This window comes from Rheinheimera texasensis DSM 17496 (assembly GCF_000711985.1).
GTDB lineage: Bacteria > Pseudomonadota > Gammaproteobacteria > Enterobacterales > Alteromonadaceae > Pararheinheimera > Pararheinheimera texasensis.
In genome coordinates, this window is record NZ_KL544005.1 from 1,345,395 (window position 1) to 1,361,460 (window position 16,066).

At 54.1% G+C, this 16,066-nt stretch carries 16 protein-coding genes; 10 read left to right on the forward strand and 6 right to left on the reverse strand.

The annotated features are described in order from the left end of the window. The 4 genes from Q399_RS0116540 to hemB are packed head-to-tail and all read left to right on the forward strand — an operon-like array spanning window position 1 to window position 3,102. Complete coding sequence (locus Q399_RS0116540) at window positions 1-498, forward strand: hypothetical protein (RefSeq protein ID WP_031570387.1); 498 nt, start codon at window positions 1-3, stop codon at window positions 496-498. Next, window positions 488-1,291 carry a TatD family hydrolase gene (locus Q399_RS0116545; RefSeq protein ID WP_031570390.1) on the forward strand — a complete coding sequence of 268 codons (804 nt, stop codon included), beginning with the start codon at window positions 488-490 and terminating at the stop codon, window positions 1,289-1,291. Before Q399_RS0116540 ends, Q399_RS0116545 begins: the two co-directional genes overlap by 11 nt. After that, a complete protein-coding gene (locus tag Q399_RS0116550; protein WP_084164434.1) occupies window positions 1,284-2,105 on the forward strand; it encodes a GGDEF domain-containing protein in 822 nt (273 codons plus the stop codon). Before Q399_RS0116545 ends, Q399_RS0116550 begins: the two co-directional genes overlap by 8 nt. Further along, window positions 2,089-3,102: a porphobilinogen synthase gene (gene hemB, locus Q399_RS0116555; protein ID WP_031570394.1), complete on the forward strand. Its 1,014-nt coding sequence runs from the start codon at window positions 2,089-2,091 to the stop codon at window positions 3,100-3,102. The genes Q399_RS0116550 and hemB overlap by 17 nt, the downstream gene beginning before the upstream one ends. Before the next feature lie 59 nt (window positions 3,103-3,161). On the opposite strand, the gene gppA is transcribed toward hemB, so the two are convergent. Both gppA and rhlB read right to left on the reverse strand, forming a co-directional pair. Continuing rightward, window positions 3,162-4,706, reverse strand: a complete 1,545-nt coding sequence (gene gppA / locus Q399_RS0116560) for a guanosine-5'-triphosphate,3'-diphosphate diphosphatase (protein ID WP_031570397.1) — start codon at window positions 4,704-4,706, stop codon at window positions 3,162-3,164. Beyond that, window positions 4,672-5,958, reverse strand: coding sequence for an ATP-dependent RNA helicase RhlB (gene rhlB, locus Q399_RS0116565; protein WP_031570400.1), 1,287 nt, complete (start codon window positions 5,956-5,958; stop codon window positions 4,672-4,674). The genes gppA and rhlB overlap by 35 nt, the downstream gene beginning before the upstream one ends. 164 nt (window positions 5,959-6,122) lie before the next feature. Here rhlB and trxA point away from each other — a divergent pair, with 164 nt between their 5' ends. The 4 genes from trxA (at window position 6,123) to Q399_RS0116585 (ending at window position 10,649) form a co-directional block, all read left to right on the forward strand. Then, the gene (gene trxA, locus Q399_RS0116570) at window positions 6,123-6,449 is read left to right on the forward strand and encodes a thioredoxin TrxA (protein WP_031570403.1); all 327 of its coding nucleotides are present in this window, start codon (window positions 6,123-6,125) and stop codon (window positions 6,447-6,449) included. 192 nt (window positions 6,450-6,641) lie between these two features. After that, window positions 6,642-7,910: a transcription termination factor Rho gene (rho, locus tag Q399_RS0116575; protein WP_031570405.1), complete on the forward strand. Its 1,269-nt coding sequence runs from the start codon at window positions 6,642-6,644 to the stop codon at window positions 7,908-7,910. Between the two features lie 222 nt (window positions 7,911-8,132). Continuing rightward, entirely contained in the window at window positions 8,133-9,428 is a 1,296-nt protein-coding gene (locus Q399_RS0116580) for an NAD(P)/FAD-dependent oxidoreductase (protein ID WP_031570407.1), read from the forward strand. A gap of 150 nt (window positions 9,429-9,578) precedes the next feature. Beyond that, the gene (locus Q399_RS0116585) at window positions 9,579-10,649 is read left to right on the forward strand and encodes a DUF3083 family protein (protein WP_031570409.1); all 1,071 of its coding nucleotides are present in this window, start codon (window positions 9,579-9,581) and stop codon (window positions 10,647-10,649) included. Here Q399_RS0116585 and thpR read toward each other — a convergent pair. From thpR to Q399_RS0116605, 4 genes are all read right to left on the reverse strand, one after another. Then, window positions 10,637-11,200 carry an RNA 2',3'-cyclic phosphodiesterase gene (gene thpR / locus Q399_RS0116590; RefSeq protein ID WP_031570412.1) on the reverse strand — a complete coding sequence of 188 codons (564 nt, stop codon included), beginning with the start codon at window positions 11,198-11,200 and terminating at the stop codon, window positions 10,637-10,639. The two genes, Q399_RS0116585 and thpR, sit on opposite strands and share 13 nt — an antisense overlap. Then, window positions 11,190-11,729: a cysteine hydrolase family protein gene (locus Q399_RS0116595; protein WP_031570414.1), complete on the reverse strand. Its 540-nt coding sequence runs from the start codon at window positions 11,727-11,729 to the stop codon at window positions 11,190-11,192. The genes thpR and Q399_RS0116595 overlap by 11 nt, the downstream gene beginning before the upstream one ends. Before the next feature lie 120 nt (window positions 11,730-11,849). Further along, a complete protein-coding gene (deoA, locus tag Q399_RS0116600; RefSeq protein WP_031570416.1) occupies window positions 11,850-13,166 on the reverse strand; it encodes a thymidine phosphorylase in 1,317 nt (438 codons plus the stop codon). 9 nt (window positions 13,167-13,175) lie between these two features. Beyond that, complete coding sequence (locus Q399_RS0116605; RefSeq protein ID WP_031570418.1) at window positions 13,176-13,604, reverse strand: cytidine deaminase; 429 nt, start codon at window positions 13,602-13,604, stop codon at window positions 13,176-13,178. 201 nt (window positions 13,605-13,805) lie between these two features. Here Q399_RS0116605 and Q399_RS0116610 point away from each other — a divergent pair, with 201 nt between their 5' ends. Both Q399_RS0116610 and creC read left to right on the forward strand, forming a co-directional pair. Further along, window positions 13,806-14,516 (forward strand): response regulator, encoded by a 711-nt coding sequence (locus Q399_RS0116610; protein ID WP_031570420.1) that lies wholly within the window; start codon window positions 13,806-13,808, stop codon window positions 14,514-14,516. Beyond that, window positions 14,510-15,988, forward strand: coding sequence for a two-component system sensor histidine kinase CreC (gene creC, locus Q399_RS0116615; protein WP_051686092.1), 1,479 nt, complete (start codon window positions 14,510-14,512; stop codon window positions 15,986-15,988). The genes Q399_RS0116610 and creC overlap by 7 nt, the downstream gene beginning before the upstream one ends. Window positions 15,989-16,066: the final 78 nt, after the last annotated feature.

Below are 16,066 nucleotides of genomic sequence, written 5' to 3' on the forward strand. Positions count from 1 at the left end.
ATGCGAATTCTGAGTACTCTGCCCCTGTTTTTATTGCTGAGCAGCCAAGTGCTTGCAGCTGATTTGCCCACGGCATTACACAACTGCTTGCAGCTGGCAGAAGACCATGCCCGCCTGCAATGCTATGACCAACTGGCACGCAGCACCCAACAACTCACTGCAACGCCTGCAAAGCCTGCAAAGCCTGCAAAGCCTGCAAAGCCTGCAACGCCAACGGTGCAGGTCGCAGCAGATCCTGTCCAGAGCTTTGGTCTGGAAAACCGCGCGCCGGAGCAGCAGGTCGAAGACCTGAGACTGACAGCCAAAACAGTCCGCATCACGTCAAAAGGCCGGCTCGAAATCAATATGCAGAATGGTCAGATATGGCTGCAAACCGATGACAGCCGGTTAGATGTGAAACCCGGCGATGTTTGCACTATCACCCGCGCAACTTTTGGATCTTTCCTGCTCGATAACGGCCGTAGTAACCGCAAAATCCGGGTTCGTCGTGTCGACTGATCCCAGCCGCTGGTTTGATGCAGGCGTCAATTTATTCAGCGCTCAGTTCGACCACGACAGAACACAGGTCGTCAGTCAGGCTCAGGCGGCAGGTGTCAGCGAATTATTGCTGATCAGCAGTGACCTTGCTGAGACCCAACTCAATCTGCAATTTTGCGCTGAACATCCTGGTAGTTTCACCACCGCCGGAGTACACCCGCACCAGGCCGATCACGTCAGTACCGATTGGCTGCAGCAACTCGAACTGCTGTTGCAGAAGCCGGCCGTGGTTGCTGTCGGTGAATGTGGCCTGGACTATAACCGGATGTTCTCAGCCAAACAGCAACAGTTACGCGTGTTTTCTGCACAACTTTCCCTTGCCAAACAATATGCAAAAGCGGTTTACTTGCATGAACGGGACGCTTTTGCCGACCAAATCGATTTATTGCAGGCACATCAGATAGACCATGGTATCGCCCATTGTTTTACCGGTGATGCGACACAACTGCGGGCGTATCTCGATTTGGGCTTATATATTGGCATTACCGGCTGGCTCTGTGACGAGCGGCGCGGTACGGACTTACAACAAGCGTTGAAATTTGTACCGCTGGACCGTCTGGTCCTGGAAACGGATGCACCTTATTTGTTACCGCGTAATTTAACGGACAAACCGAAAAACCGCCGCAACGAGCCGGCCTTTTTGCCCGCTATCGGGGCCAAAGTCGCTGCTTTACTGCAGTTGGATATCTCACTGGTAGCAAGCGCCAGCCGGGCCAATAGCCTGAAATTATTCGGGATCACCGCCGATGCCTGATGTCCAGCCCGTCCTTAATTTCTTCGTACCTGTGCTGCAGTTTCCGTGGCTGTTTGCGTTAGTGATCAGTTTAAGTTTCAGTATTGGCGCAGCACTTTGTGCCTTAGTGGTTTATCGCAAACAACTGATTTGGCAGCGAGAAACCGCCGAACGTTTAGAAGACAACATCCAATCCCGCACGCTGGAATTACAGGTTGCCCTGACCGAATTGGCGGAAAAAAACCGCGCGCTGGAAGAGCAAAATACACTTGATGCTTTAAGCGGCGTGCGCAACCGCGCATATTTTGATAAGAAAATTCTGGCGGAGATGAAACGCAGCCGTCGAGAACAGCGCCCGCTGGCGCTGGTGATGCTGGATATCGACCACTTTAAGCAGATCAATGACCGGCATGGACATCTGGCCGGGGATGCGGTGATCCGTGGTGTCGCGCAGCGTATTCAGGCGCTGTTGAAGCGCTCCAGCGACCATGTTTGTCGTTACGGCGGTGAAGAGTTTGCCTTAATTCTGCCGAATACTGATGCCGAAGGTGTAGTCGCGCTGGCCGAGCAAATCCGGCAAGCGATTGCAGATACACCGTTTGAGACCGAAATCGGCGATCTTGCTGTACAGATCAGTGCCGGCTGTTATGCGGTGGTCGCAGAAGCCGATATGGTCAGCTCAGATTACATTCAGGCCGCCGATCGGGCCTTATATCAGGCCAAACAGCAAGGGCGTAATCAGGTACAATTAGCACCCGCACCGGAATCTGAATCTGATTCCGTTGATGCTGCCCCTGAGCCAACTGAAGGAACTGCGGATGAATCCGAACTCTAGTTATTTCCCTGCCGGCCGGATGCGCCGGATGCGTGCCGACGATTTCAGCCGCCGGCTGATGGCCGAACACCAGCTTACTGTGAATGATTTGATTTACCCGATGTTTATCATCGACGGCGACAATAAACGCGAAACCATTGCCTCGATGCCCGGCATTGAACGGCTGACGCTGGATCTGTTGCTCGAAGAAGCGCGTGAACTGGCAGCCTTAGGCATTCCTGCCATCGCGATTTTCCCGGTGACAGCCGCAGATAAAAAGTCATTGGAAGCAGAGGAAGCATGGAACCCGGAAGGTCTGGCGCAACGCGCAGTGCGCTTGCTAAAACAGCATGTACCGGAACTTGGGGTGATCACCGACGTCGCACTGGACCCATTCACCACACATGGCCAGGACGGCATCATCGACGACAAAGGTTATGTGGTGAATGACATCACGACGGATGCACTGGTGAAACAGGCACTGTCGCACGCTGCAGCAGGCGCCGATATCGTCGCACCATCCGACATGATGGACGGCCGCATCGGTGCCATCCGGGAAGCACTGGAAGCTGAGGGTTATGTCAACACGCGGATCATGGCCTATTCCGCCAAATATGCATCCAGCTACTATGGCCCGTTTCGCGATGCAGTCGGCTCTGCCGGCAACCTAAAAGGCGGCAACAAAAAGAATTACCAGATGGACCCGGCCAACAGCAATGAAGCTTTACGCGAAGTCGCGATGGACCTGGAAGAAGGCGCCGACATGGTGATGGTGAAACCTGGTATGCCTTATCTGGACATTGTTCGCCGCGTCAAAGACGAATTTGGCGTGCCTACTTTTGCTTATCAGGTCAGCGGTGAATATGCCATGCATGTCGCAGCTATTCAGAATGGCTGGCTGGCCGAAAAACCGGTGGTGATGGAATCCTTGTTGGCGTTTAAACGCGCCGGCGCCGACGGCATCCTGACCTATTTCGCCAAGAAAGTGGCAATTTGGCTGAAAGAAAAGTCTGTCTGATTTCAGCCGGAAAAGACAAAGGCCGCGTTTGCGGCCTTTTTGTTATGCAACATGGTGCTTTAGCGCACTTGCAATTGCCAGCCTGCGGCCTGCTGATAAGCCACTTCTTGCTCCAACTCTGCGCGCATTAACGGATGTTGCTCCAGCCAGCCTTTGGGCAGCGCTACTATTAATACTTCGGCCTGCGCACTGATCTGCACTTCCGGCAATGCTTCATGTTTACGCCGCATCGACAAAATCACTGCCAGCCGCAGCAAACGGGTCAGTCGCACCGCCAACAACACTGACGTCATGGTTTGGCGGGCAATCACATCGCGCTGAATATCAGAACGATGATTAAACACCAGCGCCATCAGCAACTGTTGCTGCGCCCGGGTAAAACCTGGTAATTCGGTATGACTGATTATGTAGGCGCCGTGATGGTGGTGATTTTTATATTCGATCAGCAAGCCAAGCTCATGCAGCAACGCGCCGGCTCTGAGCATACTCAAGCCTTCAAACTTGGCCAGATTCCACTGATCCTGCAGCTGATGCGCCAGTTGCAGTGCCATTTCAGCGACGCGGTTGGCATGTTGCTGGTCGATGTAATAACGCACCATCAGACTGGCAATCGTACGGTTACGCACGTCAGTATGCTGCAGCTGCGGCAGCATGCCGTACAAGATACCTTCGCGCAGTGCCCCACCGGACAAGGTCATGCCGGGAATATGTAACTGCCGGAACAAGCCGATTAAAATGGCCAGGCCAGAGGCAAATACCTGCTTGCGTTCCTGTGCCAGACCGACAATGTCCAGTTTATCGATTTGGCCACAGGCAATGCTCTGTTGCATGATGGTTTCCAGTCGCGCCAGCGTGATCACCTCATCCATGCCCTGCCCAACCAGAATTTCCTGCATCGCCTGCACAGTGCCGGATGCGCCTACCGACAGCTGCCAGCCGGTACCGAGAAATTGCTGCGCGATGCTAGCGGTTTCTGCTTCTGCCGCGGCAATGGCTGCATTAAAATTGTCTTCGCTGAGCAAACCATCACTGAAATAACGGTCGAGATAAGTGACACAGCCCATATGCAGACTGGCCAGATGCAATGGAGAAAAGCCGTGGCCGATGACCATTTCGGTCGAAGCGCCACCAATATCAATGACAAGGCGGTTGCTGTCAGAACTGGAGGTATGTGCCACGCCCAAATAGATCAGCCGTGCTTCTTCTTCGCCGGAAATAACTTCGATACGATGGCCGAGAATTTTCTCTGCTTCTGCCAGAAAAACTTTGACGTTATGGGCGAGGCGTAAAGTGGCGGTGCCAACGATGCGGATGTTTTGCGATGGAATGTCTTGCAGGCGTTCAGCAAACAGCGCCAGGCATTCCCAACCGCGGGTCATGGCTTTTTTACTGAGCACCAGGCTGTCATTCAGGCCACTGGCCAGGCGTACTTTGCGTTTAACCCGGCCTATCACCTGCACACTGCCGCCAACAACTTTCACCATCAACATGTGAAAGCTGTTGGAGCCGAGATCAATCACAGCATAGATATCCTGATGCTGTGTACTCGCCGGCAGCACAAAGCCGGTCTCAACGAGGTCGGGTGCGAGCTGGTCTTGGTCCATTCGGCGTTCCACGGCCACCGGTACGGCTCTGGCCTGGTCTTGGTTGTCCCATCCGGCGACGCACGCGTGGTTTTGGCACCACTAAATCTGTCAGCAAGGCGCTGGCATCATATTGTGTGACCGGAATGGAATGCTTGATGTAGTCTTCAATCGCAGTCAGATTCAGCGCATAACGTTCGCAGGCAAAACTGATGGCCTTGCCGCTTTCGCCGGCACGGCCGGTACGGCCAATCCGGTGCACGTAATCTTCGCAGTCGTCCGGCAGGTCAAAGTTAAATACGTGACTGACTTTCGGAATATGCAGACCACGGGCCGCGACGTCTGTCGCTACCAGAATATCCAGCTTACCGCTGGTGAAATCGTCGAGGATTTTTAAGCGTTTTTTCTGGATCACATCGCCGGTCAACATACCAACCCGATGGCCATCGGCCTCGAGCCAGGCAAAAATGTCTTCGCACCAGTGTTTGGTATTGGCAAACACAATGGCCTTATCCGGCCACTCTTCTTCCATCAGCGATAACAACAACGGAATTTTGTGCTCGCTGGACGGATAAAACAGCTCTTCGGTGATGCGGCTGCCGGTCATTTGCTCCGGCGCAATATGAATGTGTTCCGGCTGGTTCATCTGTTCAAATGCCAGTTCCTGCACCTTATAAGATAAAGTGGCAGAAAACAGCAAACTCAGGCGCTCAGTGGCCGGTGGCATGCGGCGGAACATAAAACGAATGTCTTTGATAAAACCGAGGTCAAACATGCGGTCGGCTTCATCAAGCACCACCACCTGGATTTGCGACAGGTCGTACAGGCCTTGTTTCAGGTAGTCAATCAGCCGGCCTGTGGTACCGATCAGAATATCAGCGCCTTTTTCCAGCAGCTGACGTTGAGAATCGTAACCCTCGCCCCCATAAATCAAAGCAAGCTTAAATCCGGCGCTTTTCGCCAGCGCTTCAGCGTCATTATGAATTTGCACGGCCAGTTCACGGGTCGGCGCCATAATAATAGCGCGCGGCTGACCTGAACCTTTTGGCTCATGATTCAGTAAATAGTGAAAAGTGGCTGTCAGAAAGGCCAGGGTTTTCCCGGTGCCGGTCTGGGCCTGTCCGGCGATGTCTTTGCCGGCTAATGCCAACGGCAAAGTCTGCGCCTGAATGGGCGTACAATATTGGTAGCCTTGTGCAGTCAGGGCCTCGAGAATTTGAGGCGCCAGTGCGAAGTCGGCAAACTTATGTGTCGTGAGATGTGTTTTATTCATAGCCACTAAGCATAACCGTTGCGCTTGCAATAAGGAACAGTCCGGATAAAATTGAAGCGAGTTTTTTAACAGCAAATTCAGGCCTTACCGGCAATGCGGTCAGGTTCGGTATAATGGCAGAACAGCCGCACAGTATCAGTGGCCCTGCCCCAGCGGAGAGAGTAATGAGCGATAAAATTTTACAAGTGACCGACGACAGCTTTGAAGCGGACGTGTTACAGGCAGCAGGCCCGGTGCTGGTTGATTTCTGGGCTGAGTGGTGTGGTCCTTGCAAAATGATTGCACCGATCCTGCACGACGTTGCGGAAGAATATTCAGGCAAAGTCACAGTGGCCAAGGTCAATATCGACCATAACCCGAACACACCACCAAAATTCCAGATCCGCGGCATCCCAACTTTGCTGCTGTTCAAAAACGGCCAGGTTGCGGCGACTAAAGTCGGCGCCCTGTCGAAAACCCAGTTAAAAGAGTTCCTGGATAGCAATATCTAACCGAACTTCAGCGAAAAGGCGTATTTTTTATACGCCTTTTTTTTGTTTGACCTAGACGGCCAAAACTTATCCTGCTAAGGTGTGATCCAGCAACTTTTCTAAAACCCGCTTGTTCGTTGACCAATCCAAACTCTTACCCATTTGCTCAGCGAAAAGCTTTCTTTCCGTTTTGATACACAAGAATCCATCAATATGCATTTAACCGAACTGAAACTGAAGCCGATTAACGAGCTGGTTGATCTGGCGGAGTCCATGGGTCTGGAAAACATGGCCCGTCTGCGCAAGCAGGACATCATTTTCGCCATCCTGAAATCTCACGCCAAAAACGGCGAAGAAATCTACGGCGACGGTGTTGTGGAAATTCTGTCCGACGGCTTTGGTTTCCTGCGTTCTGCCGACAGTTCTTACCTGGCCGGCCCCGACGATATCTATGTATCACCAAGCCAAATCCGCCGTTTTAACCTGCGTACCGGCGACAGCATCTCTGGCCTTATCCGGCCACCGAAAGAAGGCGAACGTTATTTCGCCCTGCTCAAAGTCAACGAAGTAAACTTCGGCCGCCCGGAGCAGGCACGAAACAAAATTCTGTTCGAAAACTTAACCCCGTTACACGCCAATTCGCGCCTGCGGATGGAACGTGGTAACGGCAGTAAAGAAGATATCACTGCCCGCGTATTGGATCTGGCCTCACCGATTGGCCGTGGTCAGCGTGGTCTGATTGTCGCACCGCCAAAAGCTGGTAAAACCATTCTGTTACAGAACATCGCCCAATCCATCGCTTCCAATTATCCGGAATGTGTATTGATGGTGTTGCTGATTGACGAGCGTCCGGAAGAAGTCACCGAGATGCAGCGGATGGTCAAAGGCGAAGTCGTCGCATCGACGTTCGACGAACCAGCCAGCCGTCACGTGCAAGTTGCTGAAATGGTGATCGAAAAAGCCAAGCGCTTAGTTGAACACAAAAAAGACGTCATCATTTTACTCGACTCTATTACCCGTCTGGCCCGTGCTTACAACACCGTGATCCCAAGTTCAGGCAAAGTCCTGACCGGTGGTGTCGACGCCAACGCTCTGCACAAACCAAAACGTTTCTTTGGTGCAGCACGTAACGTCGAAGAAGGCGGCAGCCTGACCATTATCGCCACTGCGCTGGTTGATACCGGTTCGAAGATGGACGAAGTGATTTACGAAGAATTTAAAGGCACAGGTAACATGGAACTGCACCTGTCGCGCAAAATTGCTGAACGCCGTGTCTTCCCGGCGATTGATTTCAACCGCTCTGGTACCCGTCGTGAAGAATTGCTGACCAGCCAGGAAGAACTGCAAAAAATGTGGATCCTGCGCAAAATCCTCAATCCGATGGATGAAACCGACTGCATGGAATTCCTCATCGATAAACTGTCGATGACCAAAACCAATGACGAATTCTTCGACTCGATGAAACGGGCGAAAAACAGTTAATCCCGAAACCGGCCTCTGTGCCGGTTTTTTTATAACTAAGGTGCAGAAAAAGGAACTGGCTATGACTGGTGTTGGGCTGCTGTGGCAGACCAGTGACAGCCGGATCCAGCCGTGGATATCTGGTGGTATCTGCGCCGCTGACAGTCACGGGAGTTGGGCCCGGAGCTGTTGGTGTACAAGAGTCACCTCTTGTATCTCGATGACAAACAAAGGTTAGGAAACATGGCAAATCCCCGTATTCTTGTAATTGGCGGTGGTGCTGGTGGGCTTGAACTGGCAACCAGTCTGGGTAACAAACTCGGCAAATCCGGCCGGGCCGCAATTACCCTGGTCGACCGCAATCCGACACACATCTGGAAACCACTGCTGCACGAAGTAGCGACTGGTACTCTGGATGTCGATATTGACCAAATCACTTATCGCGCTCACGCCAGTGCGCACCATTTTGAATTTCAGCTCGGCACTATGACCGGGCTGGACCGGGAGCAGCGTCAGGTGATCCTGGCCCCGCTGACAGACGAGCAAGGTGAAGAAGTGCTGGCTGAACGCCGTATCAGCTATGACTATCTGGTACTGGCAATTGGCAGTATTTCTAATCACTTTAATACCCCGGGCGTTGCCGAGAATTGTATTTTCCTCGACAGTCCGGCGCAGGCGCATCGCTTCCAGCGCCGATTGCTCGAAGCCTATATCAAACTGAATTCACCGCAGCATCCGAAAGAAAACCTGAATATCGCGATTGTTGGCGCCGGCGCCACCGGTGTAGAACTCTCTGCAGAACTACACCATGCCGCCAAAGAGCTGAATCAATACGGTTTTAATGAGATGAAACGCGACCGGCTGAAGATCACTGTGGTTGAAGCCGGCCCGCGTATTCTGCCGGCCTTGCCGGAGCGGATTGCCGCGGCGGCACATCAGGAGCTGGTCAAACTCGGGGTTGATGTCCGTGTCGCAACCAAAGTCACGGCTGCAACTGAACACGGCCTGCAACTCGGCGACGAATTCCTGCCGGCTGAGCTGATGGTCTGGGCGGCGGGCATCAAAGCACCGGATTTCCTGAAAGATTTGGCTGGCCTTGAAAACAACCGGCTGAATCAGCTGCTGGTACTGCCGACCTTACAAACCACCCGCGACAGCCAGATTTATGTCATCGGTGATGCGGCCGGTTGTCCGCTGCCGGACAACAAATGGGTACCGCCACGGGCGCAGTCCGCGCATCAGATGGCGTCGCATGTCGCGAAAAACCTGCTGGCTGCCCTCAATGGCAAACCGCAGACCGCTTACCAATATAAAGACCACGGCTCACTGATTTCACTCAGCCGTTTTGGCACTGTCGGCAGCCTGATGGGGAATCTGGTTGGTGGCGCTATGATGATTGAAGGCCGGATAGCCCGGATGGCTTATATCTCATTGTACCGGATGCATCAGGTCGCTTTGCATGGCTGGCTGCGCACTATCGCCATTTCGGTGATTGGTCGGATTAATAAAATTATCCGGCCAAGGTTGAAGCTGCACTAATCCGCGCTAAGCTGCCATCGACAAAACAGGGACTAAAACGGTCCCTGTTTTTTTACCAGACTTTCAGTAAAGCTTGCGCTAAGACAACTTCCTGCAACGAAAACATCCCTACACTGTGCGCCGAATCCTGAGACTCAACACGGAGCTGTTATGCACACTTCTTTGCACAAAGTTTATATTCCGCAAACCGCCAAAGATAACCAATATCTGCTGGCCGAACTGCAGGTCAGCGAAGCATTGCTGGCGCAATATGAAGATCAGGCACATTGTTACAAAGCATTGGGTCAGCTGTTTTTCACCTTGTGCCAGCAAGCTGGGCTGCGCCACGTCAGTTTTATCGCCAACGACAAATTACCGGTCGTGCGTTATCACACAGAAGCTTTCAGCTTTCAGACCCAGGACCAAATCCTGTTTTTTTATAATCCGCGTTATCACGAAGCGCAGCACAGTTTTGTCGACCCTTATCACCGCGCCCGCAAGATCAGCCTGTTGTTTCTGGCGACCGGTACGGAAATTCGGCCGCAGGCCGCTGCTTTCCACCAACAAGTGGTTGCGGTGGTACAACAATTCCGCCAACGGCTGCCGCTGCCGGATCAGCATATGAAGCTGCGTGACCATCAGCATTTGTCTTATGACTTATTCGCCCGGCAAAAAGGCTGTAACGACAGTTACGGTTATAAACTACGCGACTTAGAACAACGCTATGCGGCCCGCGATGTACAAGTGCCGCCAGCGCATCAAACGATGAACTACGCCATCGTCAGCCTGCCATTCAGCCGCAAAATCAAAGAAGTACTGGGAGTAGACCCGGAGCAGATGCCACCCTGGTCCGGCTTATTTGTCCGGCTTGAACAGCTGCTGACCGAAGCCGCCAGCGCGCATCAGCTGAACCATATTGCGTTGGTGGCGGATGGTACTTTGCCACTGGTTCGGAACAGTCATTTGGACAAAGCCCGCGCCGGTCGCGAGCTGCGCATGCTGAATTTTGATTTAACCAGCCCGCTGCTGCAGCTGCAAAGCCACTGGCAACCGGATATTTTGCCCGACACCGTCCATCTGGTATTTGCCGCAGGCCGCGACGACAGCTCAGAATGGGGTTACGGTCGTTTTATGAATCAGGTCGAAGCAGCGCTGAAACAGTTATGTCGCAATCTGGCATTACAAGGTGATACCGACGACTGCGTGATCCGCTTCCATCAGCACCTGAGTTATACGCTGTAACCCGCCTGCAATGGCAATGACGCCAGTATCGGGTATCGTACCCCGGCTGGCGTGGAGACGGATTGATACAGGTGCAGCTGCGTTGGTTCTACCGATAACACCGGCAATGTTATTGGCGGCTCCGGCCGCTGTCGGGCCTGGCGCGCCAGCGTGACATGCGGATGCAACTGATGTTGCGGCGGCGGATAACCGGCCAGTGCGGCTGCCTGGTCAATCACTTTATCCAGCTGCTGTAACGCCGGGTCTGTGACAGGCCCGGCCAGACACAAGACTTTCGCTCCCGGCCAACATAACAGCTCGTCCAATCTGACAGTGAATGCCGGCAGTGTCGCCGCCGCCAGCTGCAACCATAACTGCCGGGCCTGACTTTCACTGCTTTGCCCTAGAAACCTCAGCGTCAGATGCAGATTTTGCAGCGGCACCGGTTTCACTAAGGGCGGCAATGTTGCCAGCACAGCGGCCATTTGCTGCTGTTGCGCCGGATTTAACCCAACGCCAACAAATAACCGGCAGTCACCGCCAGGCCAGCAGAATTGAGCTTCAGTCGGCAAATACCACCTCTGCCGCCGGGACAGGCCGGATCGGCACGCCAAAACTACGTACAGCGCCGAGTGTCGCATTGTGATGGGCACGGATTTGGGCTGCAGCTAAATGCGGCTTGTCATGTGTGGTGTGACTGTCGGCAACTAAATCAACGGCATAACCATGGGCGGCAGCGCTACGTACCGTGGTATCAACACAAAACTCGCTGGCATAACCAGCAATCACTAAGCGGGTGATTTGATGCTGTTGCAGTAATTGATGTAAATCGGTGCGTAAAAATGCATCGGGCGTGGTTTTGCGCACTAGTAAATCATCTGTGGCGCACTGTAAGCCCTCGACCAGCTGCCAACCGGGGCTTTGGTAAGCCAGCACAGAATCCGGAGCCTCGTGACAAACAAATATCACCGGGCGCTGTGCCTGACGAGCGGCTTGGTACAGCAGCCGCAAACGTTGCAGCACGGCGGCATAATCATCCGGCAGCCGATCGGCAAACAAGCCCTGTTGCATGTCGATAATCAGTAATGCACTGCCTGACATCAGCTATTCCCTGGTAAAAATTCATCGCTGCTACTTTGCCGATGATATGCCGTTTTCACAAGACGCCAATCCAAACAAAAAAGCCTGCGACTGCAGGCTTTTTGTAAGCGAATATCACATTTAATCAATCACTTTATGCACAATCGGCTGCAGGCTGACGGCGCTGTCGCTAAACTGCAGCGCAGCTAAGTACTCTGCAGACGCTTTGGCTGCCGCTTCAACCGATGCGGCATGCACCCGCGCCAGAACGTCACCCGCGGCGACTTTCGAGCCCAGCGCCTGCACGTCGCTGAAACCAACCACAGGGTCAATCACCTGCGCCGGATGTGCCCGGCCGCCGCCTAAGCGCACCACCGCCATGCCCACCGCAGTGGTATCACTGGTTGCCAGATAACCGGCTTGTGGCGCGACGATATCCTGCACCACAGGCGCTTTGCCCAGATACAGCTCTGGTTTTTCCAGCAAATCAGCTGGGCCGCCCATAGCCGAGACCATCTGCGCGAAAATTTCCGCGGCTTTACCGGAAGTTAAGCTGTGCTCCAGCGCCGCCATGGCGCTGGCTTTGTCCGCAAATAAACCAGCCAGTTGCAGCATGCTGGCCCCCAGTTCCAATGTGACCTGATGCAGCCGTGGCTCGCGGTATTTACCGGTCAGATAATCCAGCGTTTCCAGCACTTCCAGCACATTACCGGCACTGCTACCGAGACATTCGTTCATGTCGGTCAACAAAGCTTGCGTCGGTACGCCGGCGCCTTTGGCAGTATTCACAATGCTTTGTGCCAGCGCAGAAGCATCGTCGATATTTTTCATAATGGCGCCGGAGCCGATTTTGACGTCCATCGTTAAAACATCGAGGCCCGCCGCCAGCTTTTTCGACAAAATTGAGGCGGTGATCAGCGGAATAGACTCCACGGTCGCCGTCACATCCCGAATCAGATATAACCGACGGTCGGCCGGCGCTAATTCGGCGCTTTGACCGACAATGACACAACCTAAGCGCGCAACTTCACGCTGAATCACGGCCAACGGCTGGGTGCAGCTGTAGCCTGGAATAGTTTCCAGTTTATCCACAGTGCCACCGGTATGACCCAAACCACGACCGGCAATCATTGGCACGTAAGCGCCACAGGCTGCAATCATTGGCGCCAGCATCAGGCTGACTTTGTCGCCAACACCACCGGTTGAATGTTTGTCGACCACCGGGCCATTCAGTTTGCCCTGCCAGTTCAGCACAGCGCCGGAATCACGCATGGCGCGGGTCAGCGCAACCGTCTCTTCAGTCGCCATGCCATTTAAATAAATCGCCATGGCAAGCGCCGCCGTCTGGCCTTCGCTGAAACTGTTGTCAGTCAGGCCTGTGACAAACTGCTGAATCGCCGCTTCCGGTAGCTTGCCGCCATTGCGTTTTAACTTGATGATTTCCTGCGGTAAATACATAAAGAGTCCTTAGGATTTAACCTTGGTGCTGGCCGCCAGATAAGTCGGCGTAAAGGCATCCGGCAGCAGTTCGGCCAGGGTCCAGCTTTGCAATGCACCTAAATGGTTACAGCTGGCCACCGGGCTGTCCGGCGTGAAGAATTCGGCAATGACCTGACGGCAAATGCCACAAGGCGGCGTCAGTTTGTCTTGCGGGGTATAAACGACCAAAGCGTCAAACTGACGTTCACCGGCGACCACGGCCGAAGCAATGGCATTACGTTCGGCACAGGTGGTGCCGCCATAAGAAGCGTTTTCAACGTTACAGCCGGTGTAAATCCGGCCTGAGCTGGCTAGAATGGCAACGCCAACCGGGAAATGACTATAAGGCGCGTAGGCCTGTTCCGACGCGGCTTTGGCCTGTAATTGCAGTGTTGCCCAATCGATAGTTTTGTTCATCCTTAATCTCACAGGATAGTTCGGGCAGCCTGTTATGCGCCGAAAAACAAAAAGAATCAAGTGTTGTGGCGCTACTGTGGTTTAACTGGCGAAAATATCAACACCGTTGCCAGCTCAGCGTGTTTCCCACACCAAGGCCGCACTTGTCCCGGCACCGACTTCCTATCACAATGCTATCCGACTAACGGAGTGCAACAGGCAATGACGCAGATTTTGTTACTGGAAGACGAACCGGGCATCGCAGATGCAGTGATCTATAGCCTGCAGGCGGAAGGCTGGACTGTGCACTGGTGTACTTTACTGGCTGAAGCCCGCCAACGCTGGGCCCAGGCCGACTTATTACTGCTCGACGTGGGCCTGCCTGATGGCAACGGTTTTGAATTCTGCAAAGAGATCCGGCGCAGCAGCGAAGTCCCGGTCATTTTTCTGACCGCCCGCCATGATGAAACCGATCGGGTGGTCGGGCTGGAGATAGGTGCCGACGATTATGTGATCAAACCATTCAGTCCACGCGAACTGGTGGCCAGAGTCAAAGCCAATCTCAAACGCTGGCAGCGTCCGGTCACCGCAGCAACGCAACAAAACCAGTCTCAGCAGAGTATTGGCGATTTTGTCTGGCAGCCACAGGTTTGCCGGATCAGCTGCTGTGCACAGGTGCTGGACCTGACAGCGCTGGAATACAAACTATTAAGTCATTTTCTGCAGCAGCCGAATCAGGTACACAGCCGTGAACAGTTGCTGGCCGCTGGCGATATTGCGCAGAGCAGTCAATACGAGCGCAATATCGATACCCATATTAAAAGTCTGCGCGCCAAACTGCGCCGTTGCAGTGACCGGCAGTATCTGCTGACACAACGCGGTTTTGGGTATCTCTGTGTGCCGGCAGGTCAGCTGGACAGCGGCCCATGCTGAACCCATCCCATCCGCTGTGGCGCCATCTGCGGCTGCCGTTCGCGCTGCGGTTGTTCCTGTTGTATTTTGCTTTTGTCGGCCTGACCGGGTATCTGGTGCTCAGTGTACTGGCCGAACAGATAAAGCCCGGTTTTCGCCAGGCCAGCGAAGAAAGCCTTATTGATGCCAGTCAGCATCTGGCCGATCTGGTCGCGCCTCATCTCAGCCAAGGCCGGCTGACGAACCCGCAAGTCGAACAGATGTTGCGCCAATATGGCCAGCGCAGTGCCCGGCCAGAGCTGTGGGGCCTGCAGCGTACCCCGCCGGACCACCGCATCTACCTGACCGATCAGCTGGGCATAGTACAATTTGACAGCAAAGACCTGGCTGTTGGCGCCGATTATTCGCGCTGGAACGATGTGTATCGCACGCTGCGCGGTCTGTATGGCGCACGCTCCAGTCCGGCCAGCGACCAGCCGGGCGCACCGACTGTCATGCATGTGGCTGCGCCGGTACGCGCATCGGACGGTCAGATCATTGGTGTTTTGACCCTCGCCAAAAGCAATCAAAGCCTGCAACCATTTATCGATCGCAGCGAGCGTTATTTACTCGAACGGGGCATAGCCCTGATGTTATTGGGCTTGCTGTTTGGCGGGTTGCTGACCTGGCGTCTGCAAAGTGGCCTGAACCGCTTGCGCCAATATATTCAGGGTCTGCATGCCGGACTGCGGCTGGCGCCACCCAAATTCCGGCTGTTTTTTGAGTTTGGCGATCTTGCCACTGCCCTCGACACATTCCGCGCCAAACTGGAAGGCAAAGCGCTGCGTGATGAAGCGCTGCAAACGTTAACCCACGAACTGAAAAGCCCGCTGACGGCGATCCGGGCAGCCACTGAAATCCTCGGCAATCCGCTCCCTGAAGCAGACCGGCAGAAATTTCTCGGCCACATCCGCAACGAATCAGACCGGCTTAACCGGCTGAGTGAGCAACTGCTGGCCATTTCCGCCCTGGAGCAGCTGCCGCACCTGCCGCAGCCGGTGCCGGTCGCACTGGACCTGCTGGTCCGTCAGTTGCTGGAGAGCAACAGTGCCAGACTTGCGACAATGCAGGTGCAGCTGCAACTTGAACTAACACCGCAACAACTGGCCGGCGATGCCTCGCTGTTACGTCAGGCGCTGCAACATTTGCTGGATAATGCGCTGGACTTTATGCCCAGTGGCGGCTGGCTGCGACTGACGCTGCAATCACAGCAGCAGAAATTATGCCTGCAGCTGGCCAATCAGGGACCGCAGATCCCGGACTTTGCCCTGGCGCGGCTTGGTGAAAAATTTTTCTCACTGCCAAGGCCGGCCGGCAGCGCTAATGCCGGTCGCAAAAGCACCGGTCTGGGGTTGTGTTTTGTCCGTCAGGTGCTCGCGCTGCATCAGGGAGATTTGCAATTTGAGAATCTGCCCGACGGGGTTCAGATCAGCATCTGGCTGCCGTCGCTGTGAAAAAACTCCATCAAAACTCCACATAAGCTCCAGCCCGGCTCCACCCGGGGTTTGCTGCCAGGCGCGACAATTGCGCCG

What these genes read in the sequence shown, in the direction of transcription:
- Q399_RS0116540 (WP_031570387.1), top strand. Translation starts at nt 1, where the DNA reads ATGCGAATTCTGAGTACTCTGCCCCTGTTTTTATTGCTGAGCAGCCAA.
- Q399_RS0116550 (WP_084164434.1), top strand. Translation starts at nt 1,284, where the DNA reads ATGCCTGATGTCCAGCCCGTCCTTAATTTCTTCGTACCTGTGCTGCAG.
- hemB (WP_031570394.1), top strand. Translation starts at nt 2,089, where the DNA reads ATGAATCCGAACTCTAGTTATTTCCCTGCCGGCCGGATGCGCCGGATG.
- gppA (WP_031570397.1), bottom strand. Translation starts at nt 4,706, where the DNA reads ATGGACCAAGACCAGCTCGCACCCGACCTCGTTGAGACCGGCTTTGTG.
- rhlB (WP_031570400.1), bottom strand. Translation starts at nt 5,958, where the DNA reads ATGAATAAAACACATCTCACGACACATAAGTTTGCCGACTTCGCACTG.
- trxA (WP_031570403.1), top strand. Translation starts at nt 6,123, where the DNA reads ATGAGCGATAAAATTTTACAAGTGACCGACGACAGCTTTGAAGCGGAC.
- rho (WP_031570405.1), top strand. Translation starts at nt 6,642, where the DNA reads ATGCATTTAACCGAACTGAAACTGAAGCCGATTAACGAGCTGGTTGAT.
- Q399_RS0116580 (WP_031570407.1), top strand. Translation starts at nt 8,133, where the DNA reads ATGGCAAATCCCCGTATTCTTGTAATTGGCGGTGGTGCTGGTGGGCTT.
- Q399_RS0116585 (WP_031570409.1), top strand. Translation starts at nt 9,579, where the DNA reads ATGCACACTTCTTTGCACAAAGTTTATATTCCGCAAACCGCCAAAGAT.
- Q399_RS0116595 (WP_031570414.1), bottom strand. Translation starts at nt 11,729, where the DNA reads ATGTCAGGCAGTGCATTACTGATTATCGACATGCAACAGGGCTTGTTT.
- deoA (WP_031570416.1), bottom strand. Translation starts at nt 13,166, where the DNA reads ATGTATTTACCGCAGGAAATCATCAAGTTAAAACGCAATGGCGGCAAG.
- Q399_RS0116605 (WP_031570418.1), bottom strand. Translation starts at nt 13,604, where the DNA reads ATGAACAAAACTATCGATTGGGCAACACTGCAATTACAGGCCAAAGCC.
- Q399_RS0116610 (WP_031570420.1), top strand. Translation starts at nt 13,806, where the DNA reads ATGACGCAGATTTTGTTACTGGAAGACGAACCGGGCATCGCAGATGCA.
- creC (WP_051686092.1), top strand. Translation starts at nt 14,510, where the DNA reads ATGCTGAACCCATCCCATCCGCTGTGGCGCCATCTGCGGCTGCCGTTC.